The 21149-nt window shown below is 69.8% G+C and carries 21 protein-coding genes and 1 riboswitch; of the genes, 5 read left to right on the forward strand and 16 right to left on the reverse strand.

What is annotated here, in order from left to right:
* Nucleotides 1–131 precede the first annotated feature (131 nt).
* The 4 genes from JGU66_17165 to lpdA all read right to left on the reverse strand — a co-directional run bounded on the left by JGU66_17165 (nt 132) and on the right by lpdA (nt 5025).
* Nucleotides 132–1388, reverse strand: coding sequence for a 2-oxo acid dehydrogenase subunit E2 (locus tag JGU66_17165; protein ID MBJ6762504.1), 1257 nt, complete (start codon nt 1386–1388; stop codon nt 132–134).
* Between the two features lie 48 nt (nt 1389–1436).
* The gene (gene lipA / locus JGU66_17170) at nt 1437–2366 is read right to left on the reverse strand and encodes a lipoyl synthase (protein ID MBJ6762505.1); all 930 of its coding nucleotides are present in this window, start codon (nt 2364–2366) and stop codon (nt 1437–1439) included.
* A 163-nt stretch (nt 2367–2529) separates the two neighbouring features.
* Nucleotides 2530–3501 carry a hypothetical protein gene (locus JGU66_17175; protein ID MBJ6762506.1) on the reverse strand — a complete coding sequence of 324 codons (972 nt, stop codon included), beginning with the start codon at nt 3499–3501 and terminating at the stop codon, nt 2530–2532.
* A 126-nt stretch (nt 3502–3627) separates the two neighbouring features.
* A complete protein-coding gene (gene lpdA, locus JGU66_17180) occupies nt 3628–5025 on the reverse strand; it encodes a dihydrolipoyl dehydrogenase (GenBank protein ID MBJ6762507.1) in 1398 nt (465 codons plus the stop codon).
* A 17-nt stretch (nt 5026–5042) separates the two neighbouring features.
* Here lpdA and JGU66_17185 point away from each other — a divergent pair, with 17 nt between their 5' ends.
* Nucleotides 5043–6227, forward strand: a complete 1185-nt coding sequence (locus JGU66_17185; protein MBJ6762508.1) for a hypothetical protein — start codon at nt 5043–5045, stop codon at nt 6225–6227.
* A 60-nt stretch (nt 6228–6287) separates the two neighbouring features.
* On the opposite strand, the gene JGU66_17190 is transcribed toward JGU66_17185, so the two are convergent.
* From JGU66_17190 to JGU66_17235, 10 genes are all read right to left on the reverse strand, one after another.
* Nucleotides 6288–6734 (reverse strand): DofB protein, encoded by a 447-nt coding sequence (locus tag JGU66_17190; GenBank protein MBJ6762509.1) that lies wholly within the window; start codon nt 6732–6734, stop codon nt 6288–6290.
* 221 nt (nt 6735–6955) lie between these two features.
* Nucleotides 6956–7561 carry a phosphoribosyl-AMP cyclohydrolase gene (gene hisI, locus JGU66_17195; GenBank protein MBJ6762510.1) on the reverse strand — a complete coding sequence of 202 codons (606 nt, stop codon included), beginning with the start codon at nt 7559–7561 and terminating at the stop codon, nt 6956–6958.
* Nucleotides 7561–8340, reverse strand: a complete 780-nt coding sequence (gene hisN, locus JGU66_17200) for a histidinol-phosphatase (protein MBJ6762511.1) — start codon at nt 8338–8340, stop codon at nt 7561–7563. The genes hisI and hisN overlap by 1 nt, the downstream gene beginning before the upstream one ends.
* On the reverse strand, nt 8337–9098 hold the full coding sequence (gene hisF / locus JGU66_17205; GenBank protein MBJ6762512.1) for an imidazole glycerol phosphate synthase subunit HisF: 762 nt from the start codon (nt 9096–9098) through the stop codon (nt 8337–8339). Before hisF ends, hisN begins: the two co-directional genes overlap by 4 nt.
* Nucleotides 9080–9634, reverse strand: coding sequence for an imidazoleglycerol-phosphate dehydratase (locus JGU66_17210; protein MBJ6762513.1), 555 nt, complete (start codon nt 9632–9634; stop codon nt 9080–9082). The genes hisF and JGU66_17210 overlap by 19 nt, the downstream gene beginning before the upstream one ends.
* Nucleotides 9631–10347 (reverse strand): 1-(5-phosphoribosyl)-5-[(5-phosphoribosylamino)methylideneamino] imidazole-4-carboxamide isomerase, encoded by a 717-nt coding sequence (locus JGU66_17215; protein ID MBJ6762514.1) that lies wholly within the window; start codon nt 10345–10347, stop codon nt 9631–9633. The genes JGU66_17210 and JGU66_17215 overlap by 4 nt, the downstream gene beginning before the upstream one ends.
* Nucleotides 10344–10937, reverse strand: coding sequence for an imidazole glycerol phosphate synthase subunit HisH (gene hisH, locus JGU66_17220; protein ID MBJ6762515.1), 594 nt, complete (start codon nt 10935–10937; stop codon nt 10344–10346). The genes JGU66_17215 and hisH overlap by 4 nt, the downstream gene beginning before the upstream one ends.
* Entirely contained in the window at nt 10928–11974 is a 1047-nt protein-coding gene (locus tag JGU66_17225; GenBank protein ID MBJ6762516.1) for an aminotransferase class I/II-fold pyridoxal phosphate-dependent enzyme, read from the reverse strand. The genes hisH and JGU66_17225 overlap by 10 nt, the downstream gene beginning before the upstream one ends.
* Entirely contained in the window at nt 11971–13272 is a 1302-nt protein-coding gene (hisD, locus tag JGU66_17230) for a histidinol dehydrogenase (protein ID MBJ6762517.1), read from the reverse strand. Before hisD ends, JGU66_17225 begins: the two co-directional genes overlap by 4 nt.
* Nucleotides 13269–14129, reverse strand: a complete 861-nt coding sequence (locus tag JGU66_17235) for an ATP phosphoribosyltransferase (protein ID MBJ6762518.1) — start codon at nt 14127–14129, stop codon at nt 13269–13271. Before JGU66_17235 ends, hisD begins: the two co-directional genes overlap by 4 nt.
* Before the next feature lie 293 nt (nt 14130–14422).
* Here JGU66_17235 and thiO point away from each other — a divergent pair, with 293 nt between their 5' ends.
* The 3 genes from thiO to moaA are packed head-to-tail and all read left to right on the forward strand — an operon-like array spanning nt 14423 to nt 17882.
* The gene (gene thiO, locus JGU66_17240) at nt 14423–15541 is read left to right on the forward strand and encodes a glycine oxidase ThiO (protein ID MBJ6762519.1); all 1119 of its coding nucleotides are present in this window, start codon (nt 14423–14425) and stop codon (nt 15539–15541) included.
* A gap of 60 nt (nt 15542–15601) precedes the next feature.
* Nucleotides 15602–16846 carry a response regulator gene (locus JGU66_17245; protein ID MBJ6762520.1) on the forward strand — a complete coding sequence of 415 codons (1245 nt, stop codon included), beginning with the start codon at nt 15602–15604 and terminating at the stop codon, nt 16844–16846.
* Nucleotides 16847–16883: 37 nt separating this feature from the next.
* Nucleotides 16884–17882 (forward strand): GTP 3',8-cyclase MoaA, encoded by a 999-nt coding sequence (gene moaA / locus JGU66_17250; protein MBJ6762521.1) that lies wholly within the window; start codon nt 16884–16886, stop codon nt 17880–17882.
* Between the two features lie 69 nt (nt 17883–17951).
* Here the strand turns inward: moaA and JGU66_17255 are convergent, their stop codons facing one another.
* Both JGU66_17255 and thiC read right to left on the reverse strand, forming a co-directional pair.
* On the reverse strand, nt 17952–18344 hold the full coding sequence (locus JGU66_17255) for a DUF4870 domain-containing protein (protein ID MBJ6762522.1): 393 nt from the start codon (nt 18342–18344) through the stop codon (nt 17952–17954).
* Nucleotides 18345–18471: 127 nt separating this feature from the next.
* On the reverse strand, nt 18472–20346 hold the full coding sequence (gene thiC, locus JGU66_17260) for a phosphomethylpyrimidine synthase ThiC (GenBank protein MBJ6762523.1): 1875 nt from the start codon (nt 20344–20346) through the stop codon (nt 18472–18474).
* A gap of 37 nt (nt 20347–20383) precedes the next feature.
* Nucleotides 20384–20495, reverse strand: a riboswitch (TPP riboswitch).
* A gap of 198 nt (nt 20496–20693) precedes the next feature.
* Here thiC and JGU66_17265 point away from each other — a divergent pair.
* Entirely contained in the window at nt 20694–21122 is a 429-nt protein-coding gene (locus JGU66_17265) for a CBS domain-containing protein (protein MBJ6762524.1), read from the forward strand.
* Nucleotides 21123–21149 lie beyond the last annotated feature (27 nt).

Genomic DNA, 21149 nt, shown 5'->3' on the forward strand with positions numbered 1-21149 from the left:
CAGACTAACCGTCCCGGTTCGCCGCCGCGCGCTCTCCGACGCGAAACGGGGGCCTCGCCTCCCGGTCTCCCGGCAGGCGGGCTGGCGCGCGCCCGGAATCACCCGAGCGCGCGGGAACAACGCACGTCACCTCACGACATCGCGAGGAAGAGCAGGTCCGGCTTCTCCAGATACTTGATGACCTCGTAGACGAAGCTCGCGGCCACGTCGCCGTCGATGACGCGGTGATCGCACGACAGCGACAGGTTCATCATGTCGCGGATGACGATCTGATCATCCTTCACCGCCGGGCGCTTCTTCAGCTTGTGCACGCCCATGATGCCCACCTCGGGGTGGTTGATGATGGGCGTGGCGAACAGGCCGCCGCTCTGGCCGAGCGAGGTGATGGTGAACGTGCCGCCCGTCAGCTCCTCCATCTTGAGCTTCCGATCGCGCGCGGCATTGCTCAGGCGGGAGATCTCCTTCGCCAGCTCGCCCAGCGTCAGGCGATCCGCGTGCCGAACCACCGCCACGGTGAGCCCGTCCGGCGTCGCCACCGCGATGCCGATGTTGAAGTCGCCGCGCACCACGAGTTCCTGCGTGGACTCGTCGAAGTTGGAGTTCAGGTGCGGGAACTTCTTCAGCGCGGCGATGGTCGCCTTCACGATGAACGGCAGGTACGTCAGCTTCGTGCCATCGCCCGAGGACGCGAGCTGCGCGTTGAGCCGCGTGCGCAGCGTCACCAGGTCCGTCGCGTCCACCTCCTCGACGAAGGCGAAGTGCGGCATGGTGAACTTCGAGCGGACCATCTTCTCCGCGATCTTCTTGCGCAGGCCCCGGAGCGCGATGCGCTCATCGGCACGGCCCGAGGCCACCGGCGCGGCCGCGGGACGCGACTGCTGCACAGCGGGAGCCGAGACCTCGTTCTTCTGCGCGCCACCCTCGAGGGCCGCGACGACATCCGCCTTCGTCACCCGCCCCTGCGGACCCGTGCCGGAGATCTCCGCCAGGTTGAGGCCATGCTCACGCGCCATGCGCCGAGTGACCGGCGTGGCGAGCACCTTCGAGGCCGCCGCAGGAGCACTCGCCACCGCTGCAGGGGCCGCCGCCGGCGTCGCCGCCACGGGCGCCGCGCCGTGCGAAGAGGCAGCCTGAGCCGGAGCCGCGCCCTCGATCTCCAGGATGGCGAGGAGCTGGTGCACCTTCGCCATCTCCCCTTCCTTGCCGAACGTCTTCATGACGCGGCCGGCCTTGGGGCTGGGGACCGTGACGGTGGCCTTGTCGGTCATCACCTCGGCGAGCACCTGGTCCTCCTTGACCAGATCGCCCTCCTTCACGTGCCACTTCACCAGCTCCCCCTCCATCACGCCTTCACCAAGGTCGGGGAGCTTGAATTCGAAAGTCGCCATGTGTGGGGTGTTTCTTTCCGTGACGAGAGAAAAGGAATGCGGCGGGACTCAGCCCAGGCGCTCAATGCGCTCGCGCTCCATGAGGCCCTTCATGAAGAACTCGGCCGCCCGGTAGCTGGAGCGGACCAGCGGACCCGACGCGACGTAGAGGAAACCCATCGACTCGGCCAGCGCCTTGTACTCCGCGAACTGGGCCGGCGACACGAAGCGCTCCACCCGCAGGTGGTACTGCGACGGCTGGAGGTACTGGCCCAGCGTCAGCACGTCCACGCCCACGCTGCGCAGGTCCTTGAACGTCTGCTCCAGTTCGGCGTCGGTCTCGCCCAGGCCCACCATGACGGACGTCTTGGTGTAGAGGCCCTCGGGGCGGTGCTTCAGGAACTCCAGCACGCGCAGGGACTGGCGGTACGTCGCGCGGCGATCTCTCACGGTGGGCGTGAGGCGCTCCACCGTCTCCACGTTGTGCGCCACCACGTGCGGCCGGGCCTCGGCCACCGTCGTGAGGTCCTTCTCCACGCCCTTGAAGTCGGGGATGAGCACCTCGACGAGGGTGCGCGGGCTCTCGCGGCGCAGCTCGCGGATGGCCGACGCGAAGTGGCTGGCGCCGCCGTCCGGGCGATCATCGCGGTTCACCGAGGTGACCACGATGTACTCGAGGTTCATCTCCTTCACGGCCTGGGCCAGATGGATGGGCTCCATCGGATCCAGCGGCGGAGGCGCGCCCACCTTCACGTGGCAGAAGCGGCACGCGCGCGTGCAGACCTCGCCCATCAACATCACCGTGGCGGTACCCCCGCCCCAGCACTCCGCGATGTTCGGGCAGCGGGCCTCTTCGCACACCGTGGCCAGCTTCGTGCGCTTCACGATGGCCTTGACCCGCTCGTATCCCTCTCCATGCGGGAGGCGCACCTTGAGCCACTCGGGCTTCCGGGTGGACTCAGAGACCTGTGGGAGGGGAAACCTGTCGGGAGTCGCCATGGGTCGCGGGCCTTCTAAGGGTTGGGCGAAAGCAGGGTCAAGCGCGAAGCCACTAACGCGAGGCGTCAGCTCCCGCTACCTGCTCTCGGGACTGCCCCTCAGATAACGAAGGGCGCGCCACGTCGCTCCCCTCGCGCGAGCAGTCAGCCGACCGGCCCAGGCCTCAGCGCAGCACGTGTCCCGCCCACATCCCCGCGCCAAACGCGAACGTGACGAACACCCACACCCAACGTGCCGGCAGCCCCGAGGGCGGGGGGGCGGCCTGCGCCACGCTCGGACGCGCGGGCACCGACTCGTCCGGCACGAGCACGCGCACCTTGATGGCCGCGGTGGCGAGCACGTGCTCCACGTCCTGGAGGAACCGCTCGTACTCCTCGGGTGCCAGCTCCAGCGGCTCCCCATGCTGCGCCTCATGGCGCCGGGCCACCGCGTCGAAGTTGCGCAGCGCCGCCTGCCCCTTCGCCACGTCCACCCAGCCGCACACCAGCGCGGGCCCGGTCCCCTTGCGCGGCACCAAGGACAGCGCCTGCCGAGCCAGCAAGCCCCCCGCCGTGCTCGGCCCCTCGGGCTCCTCCACGCGCAGGATTCGGTGCGGCGTGCGGCCGTACATCTTCGTCGCCAGCTCGCCTTTCAGTCGGTCCGCGAGCAGCGCCGAGTGGGTCGCGAACATCGTCCGGAACGCGGGCTCGTCCTCCCCCGGTCCGGCCCCGGGACCTTGCAGCGGCGCGAGCACCGGCGCGCCCGCGTTCCGGCTCGGGCCCGGCAATCCCACCTCCAACGGGGCCATGCGTGTGACGGGGACCGGCGTGCTCCCACGCGTGCTCCCCGCCACGGGGGCACGGGGCGGAGCGCGCAGGGGCGAAGGTGCCTGCGGCGCGCGCGGAGGTGGCGGAGGAGAAGGCGCACGCAGCGGCGAGGGCGGCGGTGGAGGAGACGGCGCACGCAGCGACGCGGGCGGCGGTGGGGACTTCGCCGGTGCGCCGGACTTGGGCCGCACCTCGGTGGGGATCAGGAGCTGGATCTCCTCGGTTCGCATGTCGGGGCCGTCCTCTGGAACCTCCTCCGGGTCCGGTGGCGCCATCCGAGTCTCCTCCGGACGACTCGAAGCTCCCGCTTTCCTGTATCCACTCGACATGCGCGCATCCTCGTGAAGACGGTGACAATAGCGCCTGTCTCGTCAAACGTGGAAAAGCCGCCCACGACAAGGCGAGGTGCCTTGCCGGGACGGCTTGTCCGATGACCGCGCGAGCGCGGGGCGCGACTAGAAGTGCAGCGGGTGGCCCAGGGTGGCCTCGGCGCCCTCGTGCATGATCTCGGAGAGCGTCGGGTGGGCGTGGATGGTGTGCGCCAGCTCCTCGGTGGTGATCTCCAGCTTCATCGCCACGCAGGCCTCGGCGAGCAGCTCCGTGGCGTGCGGCCCGATGATGTGGATTCCGAGGACCTCGTCGTACTTCTTGTCCGCGACGATCTTGATGAGGCCGATGGACTCATTGGAGATGGCCGACTTGGTGACGGCGCCGAACGGGGCGGTGGACGCCTTGACGTCGTAGCCGCGCTCCTTGGCCTTCTTCTCCGTGAGACCCACGGACGCCACCTCGGGGTAGCAGTACGTGGCGGACGGGGTGAGGTCGTAGTTGATGGGCGCCGGGTTCTTGCCCGCGATGTGCTCCACGGCCAGGACGCACTCGGCGCTGGCCATGTGCGCCAGCATCGGCGTGGGGATGACGTCGCCGATGGCGTAGACGTTGGGCTCGCTGGTGCGGTTCATCGAGTCGACCTTGATGAAGCCCCGGTCGGTCTGGATGCTCGTCTTGTTCAGCCCGATGTCCTCGGTCACCGGAGCGCGGCCCACGGCCGACAGGAGCAGCTCGGCCTCGAGCGTCTTCGTCTCGGTGCCCACCGACATGGTGACGCGCACGCCGTCCGCGGTGTGCTCGACCTTCTCCACCTTGGCGCCCGTGTGCACGTCGATGCCGCGGCGCTTGTAGATCTTCTCCAGCTCCTTGGAGACGTCCACGTCCTCGATGGGCAGCAGGTTGGGCATGTACTCCACGATGGCCGTCTTGCTGCCGACGTGGTTGAACACGGAGGCGAACTCGCAGCCCACCGCGCCAGCGCCCAGGACGATGATGCTCTTGGGGATGCGGTCGATGCCCAGGATGGAATCACTGTTCATCACGCGCTTGTGGTCCACCGTCACGTTCGGCAGCGACTTGGGAACCGAGCCCGTGGCGATGATGATGTTCTTGGCGTCCAGCGTCTGCTTGGAGCCGTCCTCGGCCGTGACCTCGACCTTGCCCTTCCCCGCGATCCGGCCATGGCCCTTGATGACCGTGACCTTGTTCTTCTTCATCAGGAAGTCGATGCCGTTGGCACCCTTGGTGACGACCTTGTCCTTGTGCTTCTGGGCGTTGGCCCAGTTGACGGTCGGGTTCGCCACATCGATACCGAAGTCCGAGGACTCCTTGATGTGGTGGAACAGCTCGGCCGTCCACAGGAGGGACTTGGTGGGAATGCAGCCTCGGTGGAGGCAGGTGCCACCCAGGCGCTTGTCCTTCTCGATGATGGCCGTCTTCAGCCCGAGCTGCGCCGCGCGGATGGCCCCCACGTAGCCGCCAGGCCCCGAGCCGATGATCACCACGTCGAAAGTCTCAGCCACACACGCCTCCGTCATTTTTGCGGATGGAACTCGCGGGCGCTGATAACCCCCGCTACCGGTCGGAATCAAGGAGTTTGCTCGTGCGCCGCTTCCCTCTTCACCGCATCGCTCTGATGCTCGTCGCGCTGCTTGCCTTCGCGCGCTTCTGGTACGTGTCCCATCAGAGCCCCGCCTCCCCGCCCAGCGGGCGGCCCGCTTCCCCCGTGGCCCCAGTCCCCAGCGCCCCCGTGGCCACCGAGTGTCGGACACTCGACCGCGCCCTGGAGTCCGCGCTGCGAGCCCCCGAGGACGCGCGCGCCGTCTCCGACGCACGGCGGCAACTGGGAGAGTGCGCCCACCCACCCTCGCGGGCCTGTGAGCTGGGCACCGCCCTGGCCGCTCGCGCGCCCCTCGCGGCGGGCGCGTCACCGCTGCGTGAACTGCTCGGAGACCTGTGCGGGCGCTGTGGCGAGGGCCAGAACACCTGCGCCGACGCGGTGGGCCGAGGGCTGCTGGAGTCCGCCGCCGGACGGCCCCCGGACCTGGCGGAGCTGCACTGGAGCCTGGAGCACGCGGGGCCGACCACCGCGACCACGTGCGAGCGCGTCATTGGCTCGACGCTGGGCGCCGCCGCCGTGACGGAGGGGACCCTCTCCCGCGCCGTGCTCGACATCCTCCAGGACCTGGCGCCCTTGTGCGCGAAGGGGAATCACCTTCCAGCCGCGGTGCTCAACGCCGCCGCCGTCCAGCAGGGGCGTCAGGCGCCCGTGCTGGCGACGCTGGCCGTCCGTCCCGCGGGCACGACCCAGCTCTTGAAGCCCGATCACCTGACGGGGGCGCTCAATGGGACGCTCGCCTTCGATGGCGACGCGGCCACGGGAGTTCCGCTCAAGGATGCCGCGCGGACGGTGCGCTGGGACGCGGACGGCGCGCTGCGTGCCGAGTACGCCCCGCCGCTCAAGCAGGTGGCGTCGCTGCGCATCCGGGCGAAGGGGGCGGGTTCGGTGCGCGCCATCGTGCGCACGCCTCGCAGCGCGGGGATGATGGAAGACCCTGAGCGCGGCTTCGCGTTCGTCAACCCGACGGTGTGCCGCTTCCAGGGCACAGGCGCCTGGGAGGACTGCCCGCTGGTGGCCCCGTTGCTCGACGTGGACGGCCTCAGCGTGTTCCCGGAGCGCTCGGAGCTGGTGCTCAACGAGTTGGAAGTGGTGGGCGCCCGCTAGGACGCCGGGCCACCGGCCGACATGGCAGGGCACCCGCGTGGGGCCCTGCCTCGCGGGTGCTCAGGCGATCAGGCCGCGCTCGCGGGCCACCTTGAAGATGGGGCTCGCGTCCTTCTTCAGCGCGGTGCCCACATCCTTGACGATGGCGTCCGCGGACTTCGCCACCGACAGGTAGTTGTCGAAGGTGCGCGTGAGGATGAGCACGCCCGAGATGATGACGCGCTGCAGGTTGTGCTGGAGATCGGTGCCTTCGTAGACGAGCCAGGACTGCTCGCAGAAGCGGCGACCCTCGGCGACCATCTGGTTGAGATACGCGCGCTCCTGCGCGTCCGGAACCTTCGCCTTCGGGCTGATGGACGCGATGTAGAGCAGGTTCTGCCCGAGCCGCCGAGCCGCCTCCTCCATCTGCGCCATCATCGCCGCCACATCGTCCTTCGTCGGCGGGTTGTGCCAGCGGGAGAAGATGATGCGGTCGATGACTTCGGACTGGTACGTGGGAGTCACGATGCCTCCGGTGAAACGGTCGCGTTGGACTGGGGGCACTCCATCAGCATGCCCCCGTGCCCCCGTGGTCGGACTCTGTAGCAGGATCACTGTGAGCGTTGAAGAGGAGGAGACACACATCCCCCAAGTGAGGGTTGGCGGAGTCAATTGGACTGTCCAGGTACAACAAGGCTGGATAATCCCGCCGGGGTCACAAATGACACATCCGCCCTTGGGAGGATGGATCAGCGCCGAGCTCGGGCGGCAAGGACCGCCTTCACGTCGTTCCCGCTGAGGCCGAGCGGAAGCAGCGCGACGAGGACGTGGTACAGCACGTCGGCCGCCTCCTCGACCGCGCGGGTCCGATCACCATCGGCGCAGGCCGTCACGAGCTCCGCGGCTTCTTCTCCCAGTTTCTTCAGGCGAAGGTTCCGATCCCCCAGCAGCCGGCGGGTGTAGCCCGGGGGCTCGCCCGCCTCGGCAGGTCGAGTGGCGCGGGCCGCGAGCAAGGCGTCCAGGTGCGCCAGCGGATCATCCAGCCCAGGGCCGAAGCACGTCTCGGTCTGGGTATGGCACGCGGGTCCCGCCTTCTCCACACGCGCGAGCACCGCGTCACCGTCACAGTCGGCGCGCAGGGACACCACCCGCTGCGTGTTCCCACTCGTGGCGCCCTTGTGCCACAGCCCTCGGGTCCGAGAGCGGTAATGCATCTGGCCCGTGCGCAGCGTCGCCTCGAGCGCCTCGCGATCCGCGTGCGCGACCATGAGCACGTCGCCCGTGTGCGCGTCCTGGGTCACGACCGTCACCATGCCTTGGCCCTTGTCGAAGTCGAGCGTCGCGAGGTCGAGCATCACGGGTTCCCCGTCGCGCCCAGTCGAGCGCGGACGTCCTGGGCCAGCACCGCGTTGGTGGCGATGCCACTGCCACCGAAGGACGTGCGCGCGCCGGTCCAGTCGGTGAAGACGCCTCCTGCCTCCTCGATGATGGGCTGCAGCGCGGCCGCGTCCCACGGCGACAGCATCTCGTCCACCATCACCTCGGCGCGTCCGGTGGCCACGAGCAGGTAGCCGTAGCAGTCGCCCCACGTGCGCGAGATGCCCGCGCGCAGCGTCAGCTCGCGCCATGCCTCGCCGCGCTCGGGATAGCGGAAGAAGCGCTCGTCGGTGGAGAGCACCACGGCCTTCGACAGGTCGGCTTCCGTGGACACGCGGGCGCGCTGATCATTCCAGAAGCACCCCTGCCCCGGTGCCGCCACGACCAGCTCTCCCACGGCGGGGAAGTACGCGGCGCCCGCGACCACGCGCTCGCCCTCCGCCACCGCGACCAACGTGCCCCACAGCGGGACACCGCGGATGAAGGTCTTCGTTCCATCGATGGGGTCGAGGATCCACCTGCGCGGCGCACCCGGCCGCGTCTCGCCGAACTCCTCGCCCAGGATTCCATCTTGGGGGAAGCGTGCCTCCAGCCACTGACGCGCCACCTGCTCCGCCGTGCGATCCGCCACCGTCACAGGTGTTCCATCCCGCTTGGTGTCCACCGCGATGCCCCCTCGGAAGTATCCGAGCGCTACGTCCCCGGCCTTGCGAGCCACCTCCGCGGCGGCACGCATCAACGACTGTCCGTCACTCATGTCTGGCTCCGAATCTCGATTCCGTTGTCGCGCAGCATCGCCTTGAGCGCCCCCACCGTGGTGATGCCCTCGTGAAGGATGCCCGCGACCAATGCCGCATCCGCGCCGCCCTCGCGAAGTGCGTCACGGACATGCGCGCCCGTTCCCGCGCCACCCGATGCGATGACCGGCACATCGACCGATGACGAGACTGCGCGCGTCAGCGCCACGTCATAGCCCTCTCGCGAACCATCGCGATCCACGCTGGTCAGCAGCACCTCGCCCACGCCGCGCCGCACACACTCGCGCGCCCAGCCCACTGCGTCCCACTCGGTCCGTCGTCGCCCGCCGTGCGTGTAGACGCGCCAGCCGTGCTCCTCTCGCTTCGCGTCGATGCTCGCCACCACGGCCTGCGAGCCGAAGCGCTCGGCGCAAGCCGTGAGCACTTCGGGGTCCGCCACCGCGGCGGAGTTGAGGCACACCTTGTCCGCGCCCGCGCGCAGCGCCCGGCCCGCGTCCTCCACGGTTCGCACGCCGCCCCCCACGGTGAGCGGGATGAACAGCCGCTCGGCGGTGCGCTGGACCAGGGCCCACAGCGTCGCGCGTCCCTCCTCGGTCGCGGAGATGTCGAGGAACGTCACTTCGTCCGCGCCCTCCTCTTCGTAGCGTTGGGCGAGCGAGACCGGATCCCCCATGTCGCGCAGTCCCTCGAAGCGAACGCCCTTCACGACCCGACCGTCCTTCACGTCCAGGCAGACAATCAGCCGCCGCGCGAGCATTCGCTCACCTCCATCACGACCGTTCCCTTCAGGCTGAACACCGCCCCCGAGTCCACCATCGCGTCCCGCAGCGCCAATCCGAGCGCCTTGAACGCCGCCTCCGTGACGTGATGGCGATCCGTCCCTCTCAGCACGCGCAGGTGCAGCGTCAGTCCCGCGTGCTCGCTGAACGAGCGCATCCAGTGCTCGTAGAGCGGACTCTTCAACGGGCCTCGGTAGAAGAACCGTCCCCCCGCATCCAGGCACGCCTGCACGAGCGCATCGTCCATGGGCACGGTGCGCTCGCCGTAGCGCGCCGCCGTGGCCGGAATCACCTGCCGCACCGCCGCGCCCAGCGTGATGGCCACGTCCTCCATGAGGTGATGCGTGAGATCGCCTCGCGCCTCCAGCGACAGCTCCCAACCCGCATAGCGCGCCAGCGTGGCCACCATGTGGTCCAGGAACTTCAGCCCCGTGTCCACCCGCGTAGCACCGTCACCGCGTGCGAGCGCCACGCGCACCCGCGTCTCTTTCGTCTCTCGAACCACCGTGGTCATTCCGCGAACTCCCGAGCCACCGCGCTCGCATCCAGCCGTCCCGTGTACAGCGCCATGCCGATGACCGCGCCGTGCACTCCCGCCGCGTCCAACGCGCGAAGGTCCTCCAGCGTGGCCACCCCTCCCGAGGCCACGACCGGGTGCGGACTCCTGCTCACGACCTCTCGCATCAGCGCGAGGTCCACGCCGCCCATCTGCCCTTCCTTGTGCACCGCCGTCACCAGCAACCCCGCCAAGGGAAGCCGAGCGCAGAGCCCGAGAACCAAGGCGATGTCCTGGCCACTGCCCTCCGTCCAACCGCGCGTCACCACCTCGCGGCCCTTCACGTCGGCGGCCACGAGCACGCGACCGGGGAACCGAGACGCCACGTCCCCCAGCCACGCGACGTCCTCGATGGCGCGCGTGCCGACGACCACCGTCGAGGCGCCGTCCTGAAGCAGTGTCGCCACGCGCTCGCTGTCGCGCACGCCGCCCCCCACCGAGAACTCCAGTTCCGGAGACGCCGCCACGAGTCGGGCGATGACCGCCGCGTTGGAGCCCCGCCCGAGCGCCGCGTCGAGATCCACCACATGGAAGGCAGTGAAGCCGTGGGCTCGCCAGCGAGACAGCGCCTCCAGCGGATCCTTCACGCGAACCCGCTCCTCGGCGTAGGAGCCGCCGACGAGTTGGACACACGCGCCTTCTCGCAGATCAATCGCGGGAATGGCCCTCATGACATCCACTCCGTGAGGAGGGTCCGCAGGAAGTGCACGCCCGCCAGCGAGGACTTCTCTGGATGAAACTGCACGCCCAGCACGCGGCCTCGCCGCACCGAGGCAGGAAACGTGTCCCCCTCGTGTGTCGTCCACCCCGTCACTTCGCGCGGGTCGCTGGCGCGGCACGCGAAGCTGTTCGCGTAGTACACGTGACTCAACCGCGACGACTCGACCACGGGATCATCCCGCACCGTGTTCCATCCCATCTGTGGCACCCGGCGCGCCATCAGCCGCGTCACCCGGCCTCGGAAGTAGCCGAGGCCCGCACCTGCCCCCTCCTCGCTCTCCTCGAACAAGAGCTGCATGCCCAGGCAGATGCCCAGACACGGCAATCCCTCGTCGAGTGCTTGGCGCATTCGCGCGCGGCCCGGCTCGAGGCGTGCCGCCGCCGAGCCAAAGGCTCCCACGCCCGGCAACACGAGCACGTCGGTGTCGAGCGCACGCAGGGCATCGTCCTGGACACGCACCTCCGCGCCCTCCACGAGCGCGAGCGCCTTGGTGAGCGAGTGCAGATTGCCCGCGCCGTAGTCGAAGACCGTCACTCGCATCGCAGCGCCTCGCGCAGCGCGGCCAGCGCGTCTTCGAGCAACGGCCAGGGCCCCACGCTCACCCGCAGCGCGTCTCCCAGCCCCGCCAGTCCTTGGAAGACCCGAACGTTCACGCCAGCGTCGCGCATCCGCTCGGCCACCCTCACGGCCCCGGGCAAGGGCACGAGGAGGAAGTTGGCATCCGAAGCCAGCGCACGCAGGCCCATTCCTTGAAGTGCCTCACGAAAGCGCTCACGGTTCGCGACCGCCGCCTCGGCCTGCGCCCGCATCCACGGCACGTCCTCCGAGAGCACCGCGATGCTCATCGCCTCGGCGATCGCGGTGTGCTTGTAAGGCCCTCGCGCCTTCTCCACTTCCGCGACCAGCGCCGCGTCTCCCACGGCCCACCCCACGCGCATGCCGGCGAGGCCAAAGGCCTTCGACATCGTCCGCGTCACCAGCACGTTGGGACAGGTGCGAGCGAGGTCCAGGAAGCCCCCGCTCGAGGAGAACTCCGCATAGGCCTCGTCGATCAACACCACGCCGGGAGCCTGCGCCACGAGCATCTCCAGCGACGCTCGCGAGACAGCCGTGCCCGTGGGGTTGTTCGGCGCGCACACGTAGATGACCCGCGCGCCCGTCGCGAGCAGGCCCGTCACGTCGAGCGAGCAGTCCGCGCGAAGTGGAACCGGCGCCGGCCGCAGACCGTTCACTCGCGCGAACACGGGCACCATGACGAAGGTGGGATCCGCAAACGCGACCGCCTCCCCTGGAGCCAACAGCGCGCGCAGCACCGAGTCGATGACATCGTCGGAGCCACACCCCGTCGTCACGTTCTCCGGCGTCACGCCCGCATAGGTCGCCACCGCGCGCTTCAGGCCCGGGGCATAGCTCGCGGGATAGCGGGCCACGCTGTCGACGCCCGCCTCGCGCAGCACTCGCTCCGCGCTGGGAGGCATGCCGAAGAGGTTGGTGTTGTCTCCGAGGTTCACGCGACACACGCGCGTCGTCGGCCGGTAGGGAGTCAGGTCTCGCCACTCTGCCTTCGCGGCCGTCATCCCAGCCTCCAGGCCCGCGCCGCGTCGCCGTGCGCATACAGGCCCTCGGCATCCGCCATGGCCCCCACGTCGCCGGCCAGGGACACCGCCGCGGAGCGCTCCACCCGCTGGTAGGTGGTCCATCGGAAGAAATCGAGCGCGCTCAAGCCCGAGTACACCCGCGCCAACCCCGCGGTGGGCAGCACATGGTTCGCCCCGGTCAAGTAGTCGCCGAAGGCCACGGAGGAGCGCTCGCCCAGGAAGACCGTCCCCGCGTTGCGCACCCTCGCCAGGTCGGCCTGGGGCGCGGCGGTGGCGATGAGCAGGTGCTCGGGCGCGAAGTCCGACACGAAGGGCCAGACTTCATCCAGCGAGGCCACGCTCAGCACCGCGCCCTGCCCGGCCAGCGCGGCGGCGACGATGGCATCCCGCCTCGCCTCTCCCGCCAGGCGATCCACCGCGTCGACAATCGCTTGCGCCAACTCGTCCCCCAGCGCCAGCGCGACACAGCATGCATCCGGGTCGTGCTCCGCCTGCGCGACCATCTCTCGCGCGACGGCCTCAGGGCTCGCGGTGGCGTCGGCCACCACCAGCAGCTCACTCGGGCCGGCGGGAGCATCGATGCCCACCGCGTCCACGACCTGCAGCTTCGCCGCCGCGACATAGGCATTGCCCGGCCCCACGATGCGATCCACCCGTGGCACCGTGCTCGTGCCGTAGGCCATGGCGGCCACCGCGCCCGCGCCGCCCAAGGCGAAGACGCGATCCGCTCCCGCCAAGGCCGCTGCCGCGAGCACTCCGGGGCTCGGCAGGCCATTGGGTCCGGGCGGCGAGCACACGATGATCTCGCCGACGCCCGCGACCTTCGCGGGCACCACGCCCATGAGCACGCTGCTGGGATACGCGGCCCTACCGCCCGGCGCGTAGACGCCCACGCGTCCCAACGGATCCGGTCTGCGGCCCACCAACACGCCCGGCTCGGTCTCCACCTCCACCGTGCGAGGACGTTGGGCGGCGTGGGCTCGGGCGATGTTGCCCACGGCTCGGGAGAGCGCGGCGCGCAGGGGCTGAGACAGGCTCGCGAGCGCCGCGTCCCACCGCACGCGAGGCACCTCCAGGGCCGCCAGCTCCACCCGGTCGAACTGGCGCGCGAGCGCGAAGAGGGCCGCGTCGCCTTCCGCGCGCACTCGGGCGATGACCGAACGGACCTGCTCCGTCACGTGCGCGTCCGTCGCGGAGGAGCGCTGCATCAAGGCCCGACGAGACTCGGGGTCGAGTTCCGCGAGGGCACCGCGATACTTCAGGAGGGACGTGCTCATGCCATCAGCCTCTCGATGCGGGTGACGAGGATGCCTTCACAACCCAGTGACTTCAGCGCGCGGATGGTTGCGTCGAGTGTCCGCGCCAGCACGACGGCGTGCACCGCCACGAAGCGCCCCCCATCGAGGACGTCCACCACCGTGGGCCCGTTGAGTCCGGGGAGCACCTCGCGCACGCGCCCCAGCTCCTGCTTGGGCACGTTCGCCATGAGGTAGCGCCGGCAGCGCGCGGCGATCACCGAGCCCAGCGCTCGCGACAGCTCATCCAACGCCTGCCTCGCGTCCGCGTCATTGCCCTGGCAGGCGACGAGCCGGGCGCTCGACTCCAACACGGTGGACACCTCGCGCAGCCCGTTCATCCGCAACGTCGAGCCCGTGGACGTGAGGTCCACCACGAGGTCCGCGATCCCCAGGCGCGGCGCGATCTCCGCCGCCCCCGACACCGGCACCACCGTCACGCTGCGCCCCACCTGGTCGAAGTGAGCCTGCGTCAGTCGGGGGAAGCAGCTCGCCACCCGCATGCCGTCCACCACGTCCGCCTCGGTCGCGATGCCGCTGTCCTCGCGGGCCGCCACCACCAGACGACAGCGGCCGAACTCCAGGTCGCGCAGCAGCTCCACCGGACGTCCCGCCTCACTCACGAGGTCCCAACCCGTGACGCCGGCATGCGCCGCGCCATCCGCGACGAACTCGGGGATGTCCTGGGCCCGCACGAAGAGGGCCTCGAACTGGCCGCCCAGCGACGCGGACAGCGCGCGCTCTCCCCTGGCGCGCACCTCCAATCCCGCGTCGTGGAACAGCTCGCGGATCTCCTCGGACAGACGGCCTTTGTTGGGCAGGGCGATCTTCAGCATCAATGGGCTCGGGGGCTGCGAGGGGAAAAACGAAAAAAGGCCCGTCCTGGGGGGACGGGCCTTCGGTCATCGCGGCAGGTGCCGGAACGAGGGTGTGCGAGCTAGCAGTTCACCCCGGCATGCGCGTGGCCAACGGTCCCGTCGAGGGCCGGCCGATGATGCGCATGGGGATGATGCATGGAAGCGAAACGCACGGACTCATGGGTAGCGCCAAAGCCTCGCGTCGTCAACCGGACCCCGGTGCGCCTTCGCCATCTCGCTTGCAAAGCCCTGTCGAGGCGAGCACAAGCGCACACATGCAAGACACGGAAGTCATCGTGGTGGGTGGCGGCGTCATGGGCTGCGGCATCGCGCTGCGGCTGCGACAAGGTGGCGCTCGCGTCACCGTGCTCGAGCGCTCCATCCCCGGCGCCGAGGCATCGAGCGCCGCGGCCGGAATCCTCGCGCCGCAGTGGGAGTCCGAGGGCCCCGGAGCCTTCATGGATCTGTGCCTGAGAAGTCGCGCGCTCTATGGGAGCTTCGCCGCGGAGCTGCGCGAGCTGACCGGCGTGGACGTGGGCTATCGCCCGTGCGGCCTGCTCAAGGCGGTGTTCGACGAGGCCGGCGTGCATCACCTGGAGGCCACCGTCGGTTGGCAGCGCGGACTGGGCTTGCGCGCCGAGCGACTCGATGGCGCGCAGGCTCGTGCCCTGGAGCCCCAGCTGTCGCCTCGGGTCGTGGCCGCGGCGCACTTCCCGGATGATCACCACGTGGACAACCGGCTGCTCGTGCGCGCCCTCACCATGGCCGCGGCGCGAGTGGGCACCACGTTCCAGAGCGGCCACGTGCGCGGCGTGGTGCACGAGAACGGGCGCGCGGTGGGCGTCGACCTGGATGGCCAGGTGCTGCGCGCGGACGCGGTGGTGCTCGCGGCTGGCTCGTGGTCCGCCCTGGTTCCCGGCGCGGGCGTGGCCGCGCAGGCGGTGCGGCCGGCTCGCGGACAGATGGTGCAGTTCCAGACACGGCTTCCGTTGCTGGAGCGCATCGTCACGTCGGAGAAGGGCTACCTGGTGCCCCGCGTGGACGGGCGTGTCATCGCTGGGAGCACCATGGAGCTGGTCGGCTTCGACAAGCAGGTGACGGCCGCCGGTGTGGCCCGCATCCTCGACATGGCCCTGGAGCTGTGCCCCGAGCTGGCCCAGGCCCCCATCACCGAGACCTGGGCGGGCTTCCGCCCCTGGACCGAGGACCACCTGCCCTACCTGGGAGGGGGGCCCACCCCCGGCCTCTTCCTGGCCACCGGACACTTCCGCAACGGCATCCTCCTGGCCCCCATCACCGCGAAACTCGTCGCCGAGGCGGTGCTGGGACAGCCTCCTTCCGTGGACCTGGCGCCGTTCCGGTATGATCGGCCGCCCGCCCGCCTGCCCGCGTGAAGGTGGTAATTTCTCTTACTCGTTCGCCTTTGAAAGCGGGAAACCTCTAGAATCCCCCCCGTGGAAGCCATCCCTCCTGCCCCGCCTCGAATCCTGATCGTCGACGATGACGACTCCGTCCGGGACGTCATCTCCGTCCTCCTCCGGGAGGAGGGCTACAACTGTGTCGTGGCCAGCGGCGCCGAGATGGCGCTGGATGTCGCGGGCGAAGAGGACACGCCGCTCGTCATCAGCGACATGAAGATGCCGGGCCGGGATGGGCTCTGGCTGCTGGAGAACCTGCGCGAGCGGCTGCCGGACACGTCCGTCATCATGCTCACCGGCTACGGCGACACCGAGTCCGCGGTGGACTGTCTGCGCCGTGGCGCGGTGGACTACCTGCTCAAGCCACCCAAGCTGACCGACCTCATCCGCGCCATCGAGCGCGCGTTGGCCAAGCGGCGCATCGAGATGGCGCGCAAGCGCTACCAGAAGAAGCTCGAGCGCAAGGTGCGCGACCGCACCGCCGAGCTGCGCACCGCACTGCGCGACATCGCGAACACGTACCAGAACACCCTCTTGGCCCTGGTGGCGGCGCTGGACGCGCGCGAGCACGAGACGAGCGACCACTCGCTGCGCGTGGTGAGCTACACGAGCGCCATCGCGCATCGCATGGGCATCCACGGCAAGGAGCTGGATGAGATTGGCCGTGGCGCCCTCCTGCACGACATCGGGAAGATTGGCGTGCCCGACGCGGTGCTGCTCAAGCCCGGCAAGCTGACTCCCGACGAGTGGTTGGAGATGCGGAAGCATCCGGAGATCGGCTTCCAGATGATCCAGAACATCCCCTTCCTCTCCACGCCGGCGCAGATCGTCCTGTCCCATCAGGAGCGCTACGACGGAGCGGGCTACCCTCGCAATCTCCAGCGCCAGGAGATCCACGTGGGCGCGCGCATCTTCGCGGTGGCGGACACCCTGGACGCGATGACGAGCGATCGCCCGTACCGCAAGGGGACGTCGTTCGCGAACGCCATCCAGGAGATCAAGCGCTGCGCCAACACCCAGTTTGATCCGGACGTGGTGCGCGCCTTCCTGGACATCGGCGAGGAGGGCCTCATCCGCATCAAGGAGGAGATGGCCCAGCGCAAGCTCCAGCCCCTCCAGGTGGAGGCGGAGGCCCTGGAGGCCGAGGCGGAGCTGGCGCGGCTGACGGATACAGAGGACGACGCGGAGACGACCGCTCCGGGCAACCGCCCGCCCGCGGGCACTTCCGCGGAGGAGCAGCTCAAGGTGGCCGTGCGTTCGGCCACGGGAACCAAGGGCTGAGCACCCCAGCGGCTGGCACGGCGGACGAGCGCCCGTGATGACCGAACTCCAGACGACTCCGCTCGCACCCCCTCTGCGCGACGCGCAGGGGCGCGTCATGACGTACCTGCGGCTGAGCGTCACGGACCGCTGCAACTTCCGCTGCGCCTACTGCTCACCGGCCTCATGGGGCGGGCGCAAGGATTTGCTCACCGCGGAGGAGTTCGCGCGCATCGCCTCCGTCTTCGCGCGCATGGGCATCCGCCGCGTGCGCCTCACCGGCGGCGAGCCGCTCATCCGGCCCGACATCCTCGACATCGCCCAGCGGATCGCGGCGCTGCCCGGCGTGGCGCACCTGGCGATCACCACCAACGCCAGCCGCTTGGAGACGCTCGCCCTGCCCTTGCGTGAGGCGGGCGTCAGCCAGCTCAACCTGAGCCTGGACACGCTCGAGGCCGCGACGTTCCGCAGCATCTCCCGGCAGGGAGACCTGGACGCGGTGCTGCGGGGAATCGACGCGGCGGCGCACGCGGGGTTCGCCTCGCTCAAGCTCAACGTCGTCGTGATGCGCGGCGTGAACGACACCGAGGTCCCCGCGCTGGTGGCCTACGCGCACGCGCGCGGCATCACCCCGCGCTTCATCGAGCTCATGCCCTTTGGCCAGGGCACGCCCGTGCCCACCGCGGAGCTGCTGGAGCGACTCCAGGACGCGGGGCTGTCGCTCACGCCCGAGCCCGCGGAGCCCGGCACGTCCGACACGGCCGGCCCCGCCCATTACTGGCGCACCGACTCGGGGCGCGTGGGCTTCATCTCCCCGCTGACGCGCAACTTCTGCGGCGGGTGCAACCGCGTGCGCGTGGCGTCGAACGGGGACCTGAGGAGCTGCCTGGGGGGACGTGCCCAGGCGCCGCTGCATCAGCTCATCCGCGGCGGTGCCAGCGACGAGGAGCTGGCGCTGGCGGTGCGGCGCGCGCTCGGCGACAAGCCCGAGGGCCATCGCTTCACCGACGCCGGCAACGGCGCCACGCTGCTGCCCATGATGGGCATTGGCGGCTGAACTCCAGACGCGACTCGGGCGGGCCACCGCCTCAGGGAGTGCGATGGGCCCGCCCGGATTGCCGCGTGACTACTTCACCAGTCGCAGCGCGAAGGGGTACTTGTAGAGCTGCCCCTCGTTCGCCTTCAGGCCACCGATGATGCCGAAGACGACCGCGCCGATGAACACCACGGCCAGCAGCACCAGGCCCACGCCCAGGCACGCCGTGGCGCCGCCCACCAGACCGGCGATGACGCAGGTGATCTGGAAGTTCAGCGACTCGACCGCGTGCGCCCGGATGTAGGACGACTCCTTGCCCTTGGTCATCATCAGGAACAGCGGGACCAGGAAGCCAAAGCCCATGAAGAGGTTGGCGACCACCGTGCCGATGTGCGCCAGCATCGCCATCGTCTTCTCATCCTGCGTGGGCACCGGGGTCCCCGTGATGAACGAGCCCATCATCTCCTGCTGCTGAGACTCCATCGTCCTTCCTCCTGCTTTCCGCGGGCGCGAACCACGCCCTTGACGGGCCACACCATGGCACGCGCCCGCGTCCACTGTCACCAGGAGGACAGAGGATGTGACAGGTCGTCACGACCTGCTTGGAGCCTCAACGGTAGAGCTGCCCGCCCGCCTTCTTGAATTCCTCGCTCTTCTCTTCCATCCCGCTCTGGAGGACCGAGGTCTCCGCCACGCCCGTCTGCTGGGCGTAGTCGCGGACCTCCTGGGTGATTTTCATCGAGCAGAACTGAGGACCGCACATGGAGCAGAAGTGCGCGACCTTGGCCCCTTCCGCGGGGAGGGTCTCGTCGTGGAAGGCGCGGGCGCGCTCGGGGTCCAGCGAGAGGTTGAACTGATCCTGCCAGCGGAACTCGAAGCGCGCCTTGGAGAGCGCGTTGTCGCGGGCCTGGGCGCCTGGGTGCCCCTTGGCCAGGTCCGCGGCGTGGGCGGCGATCTTGTAGGTGATGACGCCCTCCTTCACGTCGTCGCGATCCGGCAGGCCCAGGTGCTCCTTGGGCGTGACGTAGCAGAGCATCGCCGTGCCGAACCAACCGATCATCGCGGCGCCAATGCCGCTGGTGAAGTGGTCGTAGCCCGGCGCGATGTCCGTGGTGAGGGGCCCCAGCGTGTAGAAGGGCGCCTCGCCGCAGACCGCGAGCTGCTTGGTCATGTTCTCCTGGATGAGGTGCATGGGCACGTGGCCCGGGCCCTCGATCATCACCTGCACGTCGTGCTTCCAGGCCACCTGGGTCAGCTCGCCCAGCGTCTCCAGCTCACCGAACTGGGCGGCGTCGTTCGCGTCCGCGATGGAGCCCGGCCGCAGCCCGTCCCCCAGGCTGAAGCTGACGTCGTACGCCTTCATGATCTCGCAGATCTCTTCGAAGTGCGTGTAGAGGAAGTTCTCGCGGTGGTGGGCCAGGCACCACTTGGCCAGGATGGAGCCGCCGCGGCTGACGATGCCCGTGAGGCGACGCGCGGTGAGCGGGACGTACTGGAGCCGCACGCCCGCGTGGATGGTGAAGTAGTCCACGCCCTGCTCCGCCTGCTCGATGAGCGTGTCGCGGAACAGCTCCCACGTGAGGTCCTCGGCCTTGCCGCCCACCTTCTCCAGCGCCTGGTAGATGGGCACCGTGCCGATGGGCACCGGGGCGTTGCGGAGGATCCACTCGCGCGTCTCGTGGATGTTGCGGCCGGTGGACAGGTCCATCACGGTGTCCGCGCCCCAGCGGATGGACCAGACCATCTTCTCCACTTCCTCCTCGATGGAAGACGTCACCGCCGAGTTGCCGATGTTCGCGTTGATCTTCACCAGGAAGTTGCGGCCGATGATCATCGGCTCCAGCTCCGGATGGTTGATGTTCGCGGGGATGATGGCGCGGCCTCGGGCCACCTCGTCCCGCACGAACTCGGGGGTGATGACGCGGGGGATGGACGCGCCCCAGGAGTGCCCCGGGTGCTGCGCGGCGAGCGACGCGTCCAGGCGCTGGTTCTCGCGCACGGCCACGTACTCCATCTCCGGGGTGATGATGCCCTTGCGCGCGTAGTGCATCTGGCTGACGTTGGCGCCCGCCTTGGCCACGCGGGGCTTGCGGCGGTGGGCGAAGCGCAGCCCGTCCAGGCGCGCGTCGGTCTCACGCTGGCGGCCGTACTCCGACGTGATGCCGGTCAGCTCACGCGTGTCCCCGCGCGCGTGGATCCACGCCTCGCGCGGCGCGGACAGGCCCTTGCGCAGATCGATCTCCGCGGAGGGGTCCGTGTACGGGCCGCTGGAGTCGTAGACGAACACGGCGGGGTTGGGCGTCTCCTTCGCGTTGGGCCCGTGGCCCAGGTGCGTGGGTGTCTGGGCAATCTCGCGCAGGGGCACGCGCAGGTCGGGGTGCAGCACGCCCGGGACGTACACCTTGCGGGACGCCGGCAGCGGCCCTCGGGTGATGCCCTCGAGCGCCTTTCCATCGACCTTCAGGCTCTTGGATGCTCCGCTCATCTGATTCTCCTCTGGCACGAGAGAAGACAGGCGAGGCGTGGAGCGCCCGCCGCTTCCCTCCGCCGGAATGACCCGGTTCAGGTTCAAAGGGTTGGCCGCCCGCTCGCGGCCGTCTCAGCCCCCATGGTGGGGCACCCCTAGCGACGCGCGTCGGTCTAGCGCACGCCATCGCCGCCTTCAACCCACCGTTCGGGCAAGGTCGCGTTCGGTGGACACCACTCGGGCTGGGCCCGGGCGTGCGAGCGGTGCGCCCGGCCTGCTGGCTTGCGCGCGCCGGACGGGGGACTGACCGTCCTAGGCAGCACCTCCGGGGATGGCTCCGGCGGCGCGCCCGAGCGGAGGGCCCCATGCAGATCGTTGGCGAGCTGATGACACGGCCCGTGGTCACCCTCAAGGAGACCCAGAACCTGGCCAAGGCGGACGAGCTGCTGCGCCTGCACCGCATCCGGCACCTGCCGGTGGTGCGCCAGGGGCGGCTGGTGGGGCTCGTCACGCACCGCGACCTGCTGCGCGCGGCGGCGCATCACGGGCCGCCCACCGAGCGCCCCATCTGGGCCGCGGACATCATGACCCGCGACGTGGCCACGGTGCGGCCGGACACGCCGCTGCGCGACGCGGTGCGGCTGATCCTCTCGCAGAAGTACGGCTGCCTCCCCGTGGTGGACGAGGACGACGCGCTGCTGGGCATCCTCACCGAGGCGGACCTCGTGAAGTACGCGCAGCACCTCATCGACATCCAGGATCGCCGGGAGATGGCGGCCTCCTACGACGCGTGAGCCCTCCACGGCGCGCGAACGGGCGGC

The organism is Myxococcaceae bacterium JPH2 (assembly GCA_016458225.1).
In the GTDB taxonomy this organism is placed as follows: Bacteria; Myxococcota; Myxococcia; order Myxococcales; family Myxococcaceae; genus Citreicoccus.

Coding starts and splice junctions, on each gene's coding strand:
- JGU66_17165 (MBJ6762504.1), bottom strand. CDS start 1,388: ATGGCGACTTTCGAATTCAAGCTCCCCGACCTTGGTGAAGGCGTGATG.
- lipA (MBJ6762505.1), bottom strand. CDS start 2,366: ATGGCGACTCCCGACAGGTTTCCCCTCCCACAGGTCTCTGAGTCCACC.
- JGU66_17175 (MBJ6762506.1), bottom strand. CDS start 3,501: ATGTCGAGTGGATACAGGAAAGCGGGAGCTTCGAGTCGTCCGGAGGAG.
- hisI (MBJ6762510.1), bottom strand. CDS start 7,561: ATGCTCGACCTCGCGACGCTCGACTTCGACAAGGGCCAAGGCATGGTG.
- hisN (MBJ6762511.1), bottom strand. CDS start 8,340: ATGAGTGACGGACAGTCGTTGATGCGTGCCGCCGCGGAGGTGGCTCGC.
- hisF (MBJ6762512.1), bottom strand. CDS start 9,098: ATGCTCGCGCGGCGGCTGATTGTCTGCCTGGACGTGAAGGACGGTCGG.
- JGU66_17210 (MBJ6762513.1), bottom strand. CDS start 9,634: ATGACCACGGTGGTTCGAGAGACGAAAGAGACGCGGGTGCGCGTGGCG.
- JGU66_17215 (MBJ6762514.1), bottom strand. CDS start 10,347: ATGAGGGCCATTCCCGCGATTGATCTGCGAGAAGGCGCGTGTGTCCAA.
- hisH (MBJ6762515.1), bottom strand. CDS start 10,937: ATGCGAGTGACGGTCTTCGACTACGGCGCGGGCAATCTGCACTCGCTC.
- JGU66_17225 (MBJ6762516.1), bottom strand. CDS start 11,974: ATGACGGCCGCGAAGGCAGAGTGGCGAGACCTGACTCCCTACCGGCCG.
- hisD (MBJ6762517.1), bottom strand. CDS start 13,272: ATGAGCACGTCCCTCCTGAAGTATCGCGGTGCCCTCGCGGAACTCGAC.
- thiO (MBJ6762519.1), top strand. CDS start 14,423: ATGCAAGACACGGAAGTCATCGTGGTGGGTGGCGGCGTCATGGGCTGC.
- moaA (MBJ6762521.1), top strand. CDS start 16,884: ATGACCGAACTCCAGACGACTCCGCTCGCACCCCCTCTGCGCGACGCG.
- JGU66_17255 (MBJ6762522.1), bottom strand. CDS start 18,344: ATGGAGTCTCAGCAGCAGGAGATGATGGGCTCGTTCATCACGGGGACC.
- thiC (MBJ6762523.1), bottom strand. CDS start 20,346: ATGAGCGGAGCATCCAAGAGCCTGAAGGTCGATGGAAAGGCGCTCGAG.
- JGU66_17265 (MBJ6762524.1), top strand. CDS start 20,694: ATGCAGATCGTTGGCGAGCTGATGACACGGCCCGTGGTCACCCTCAAG.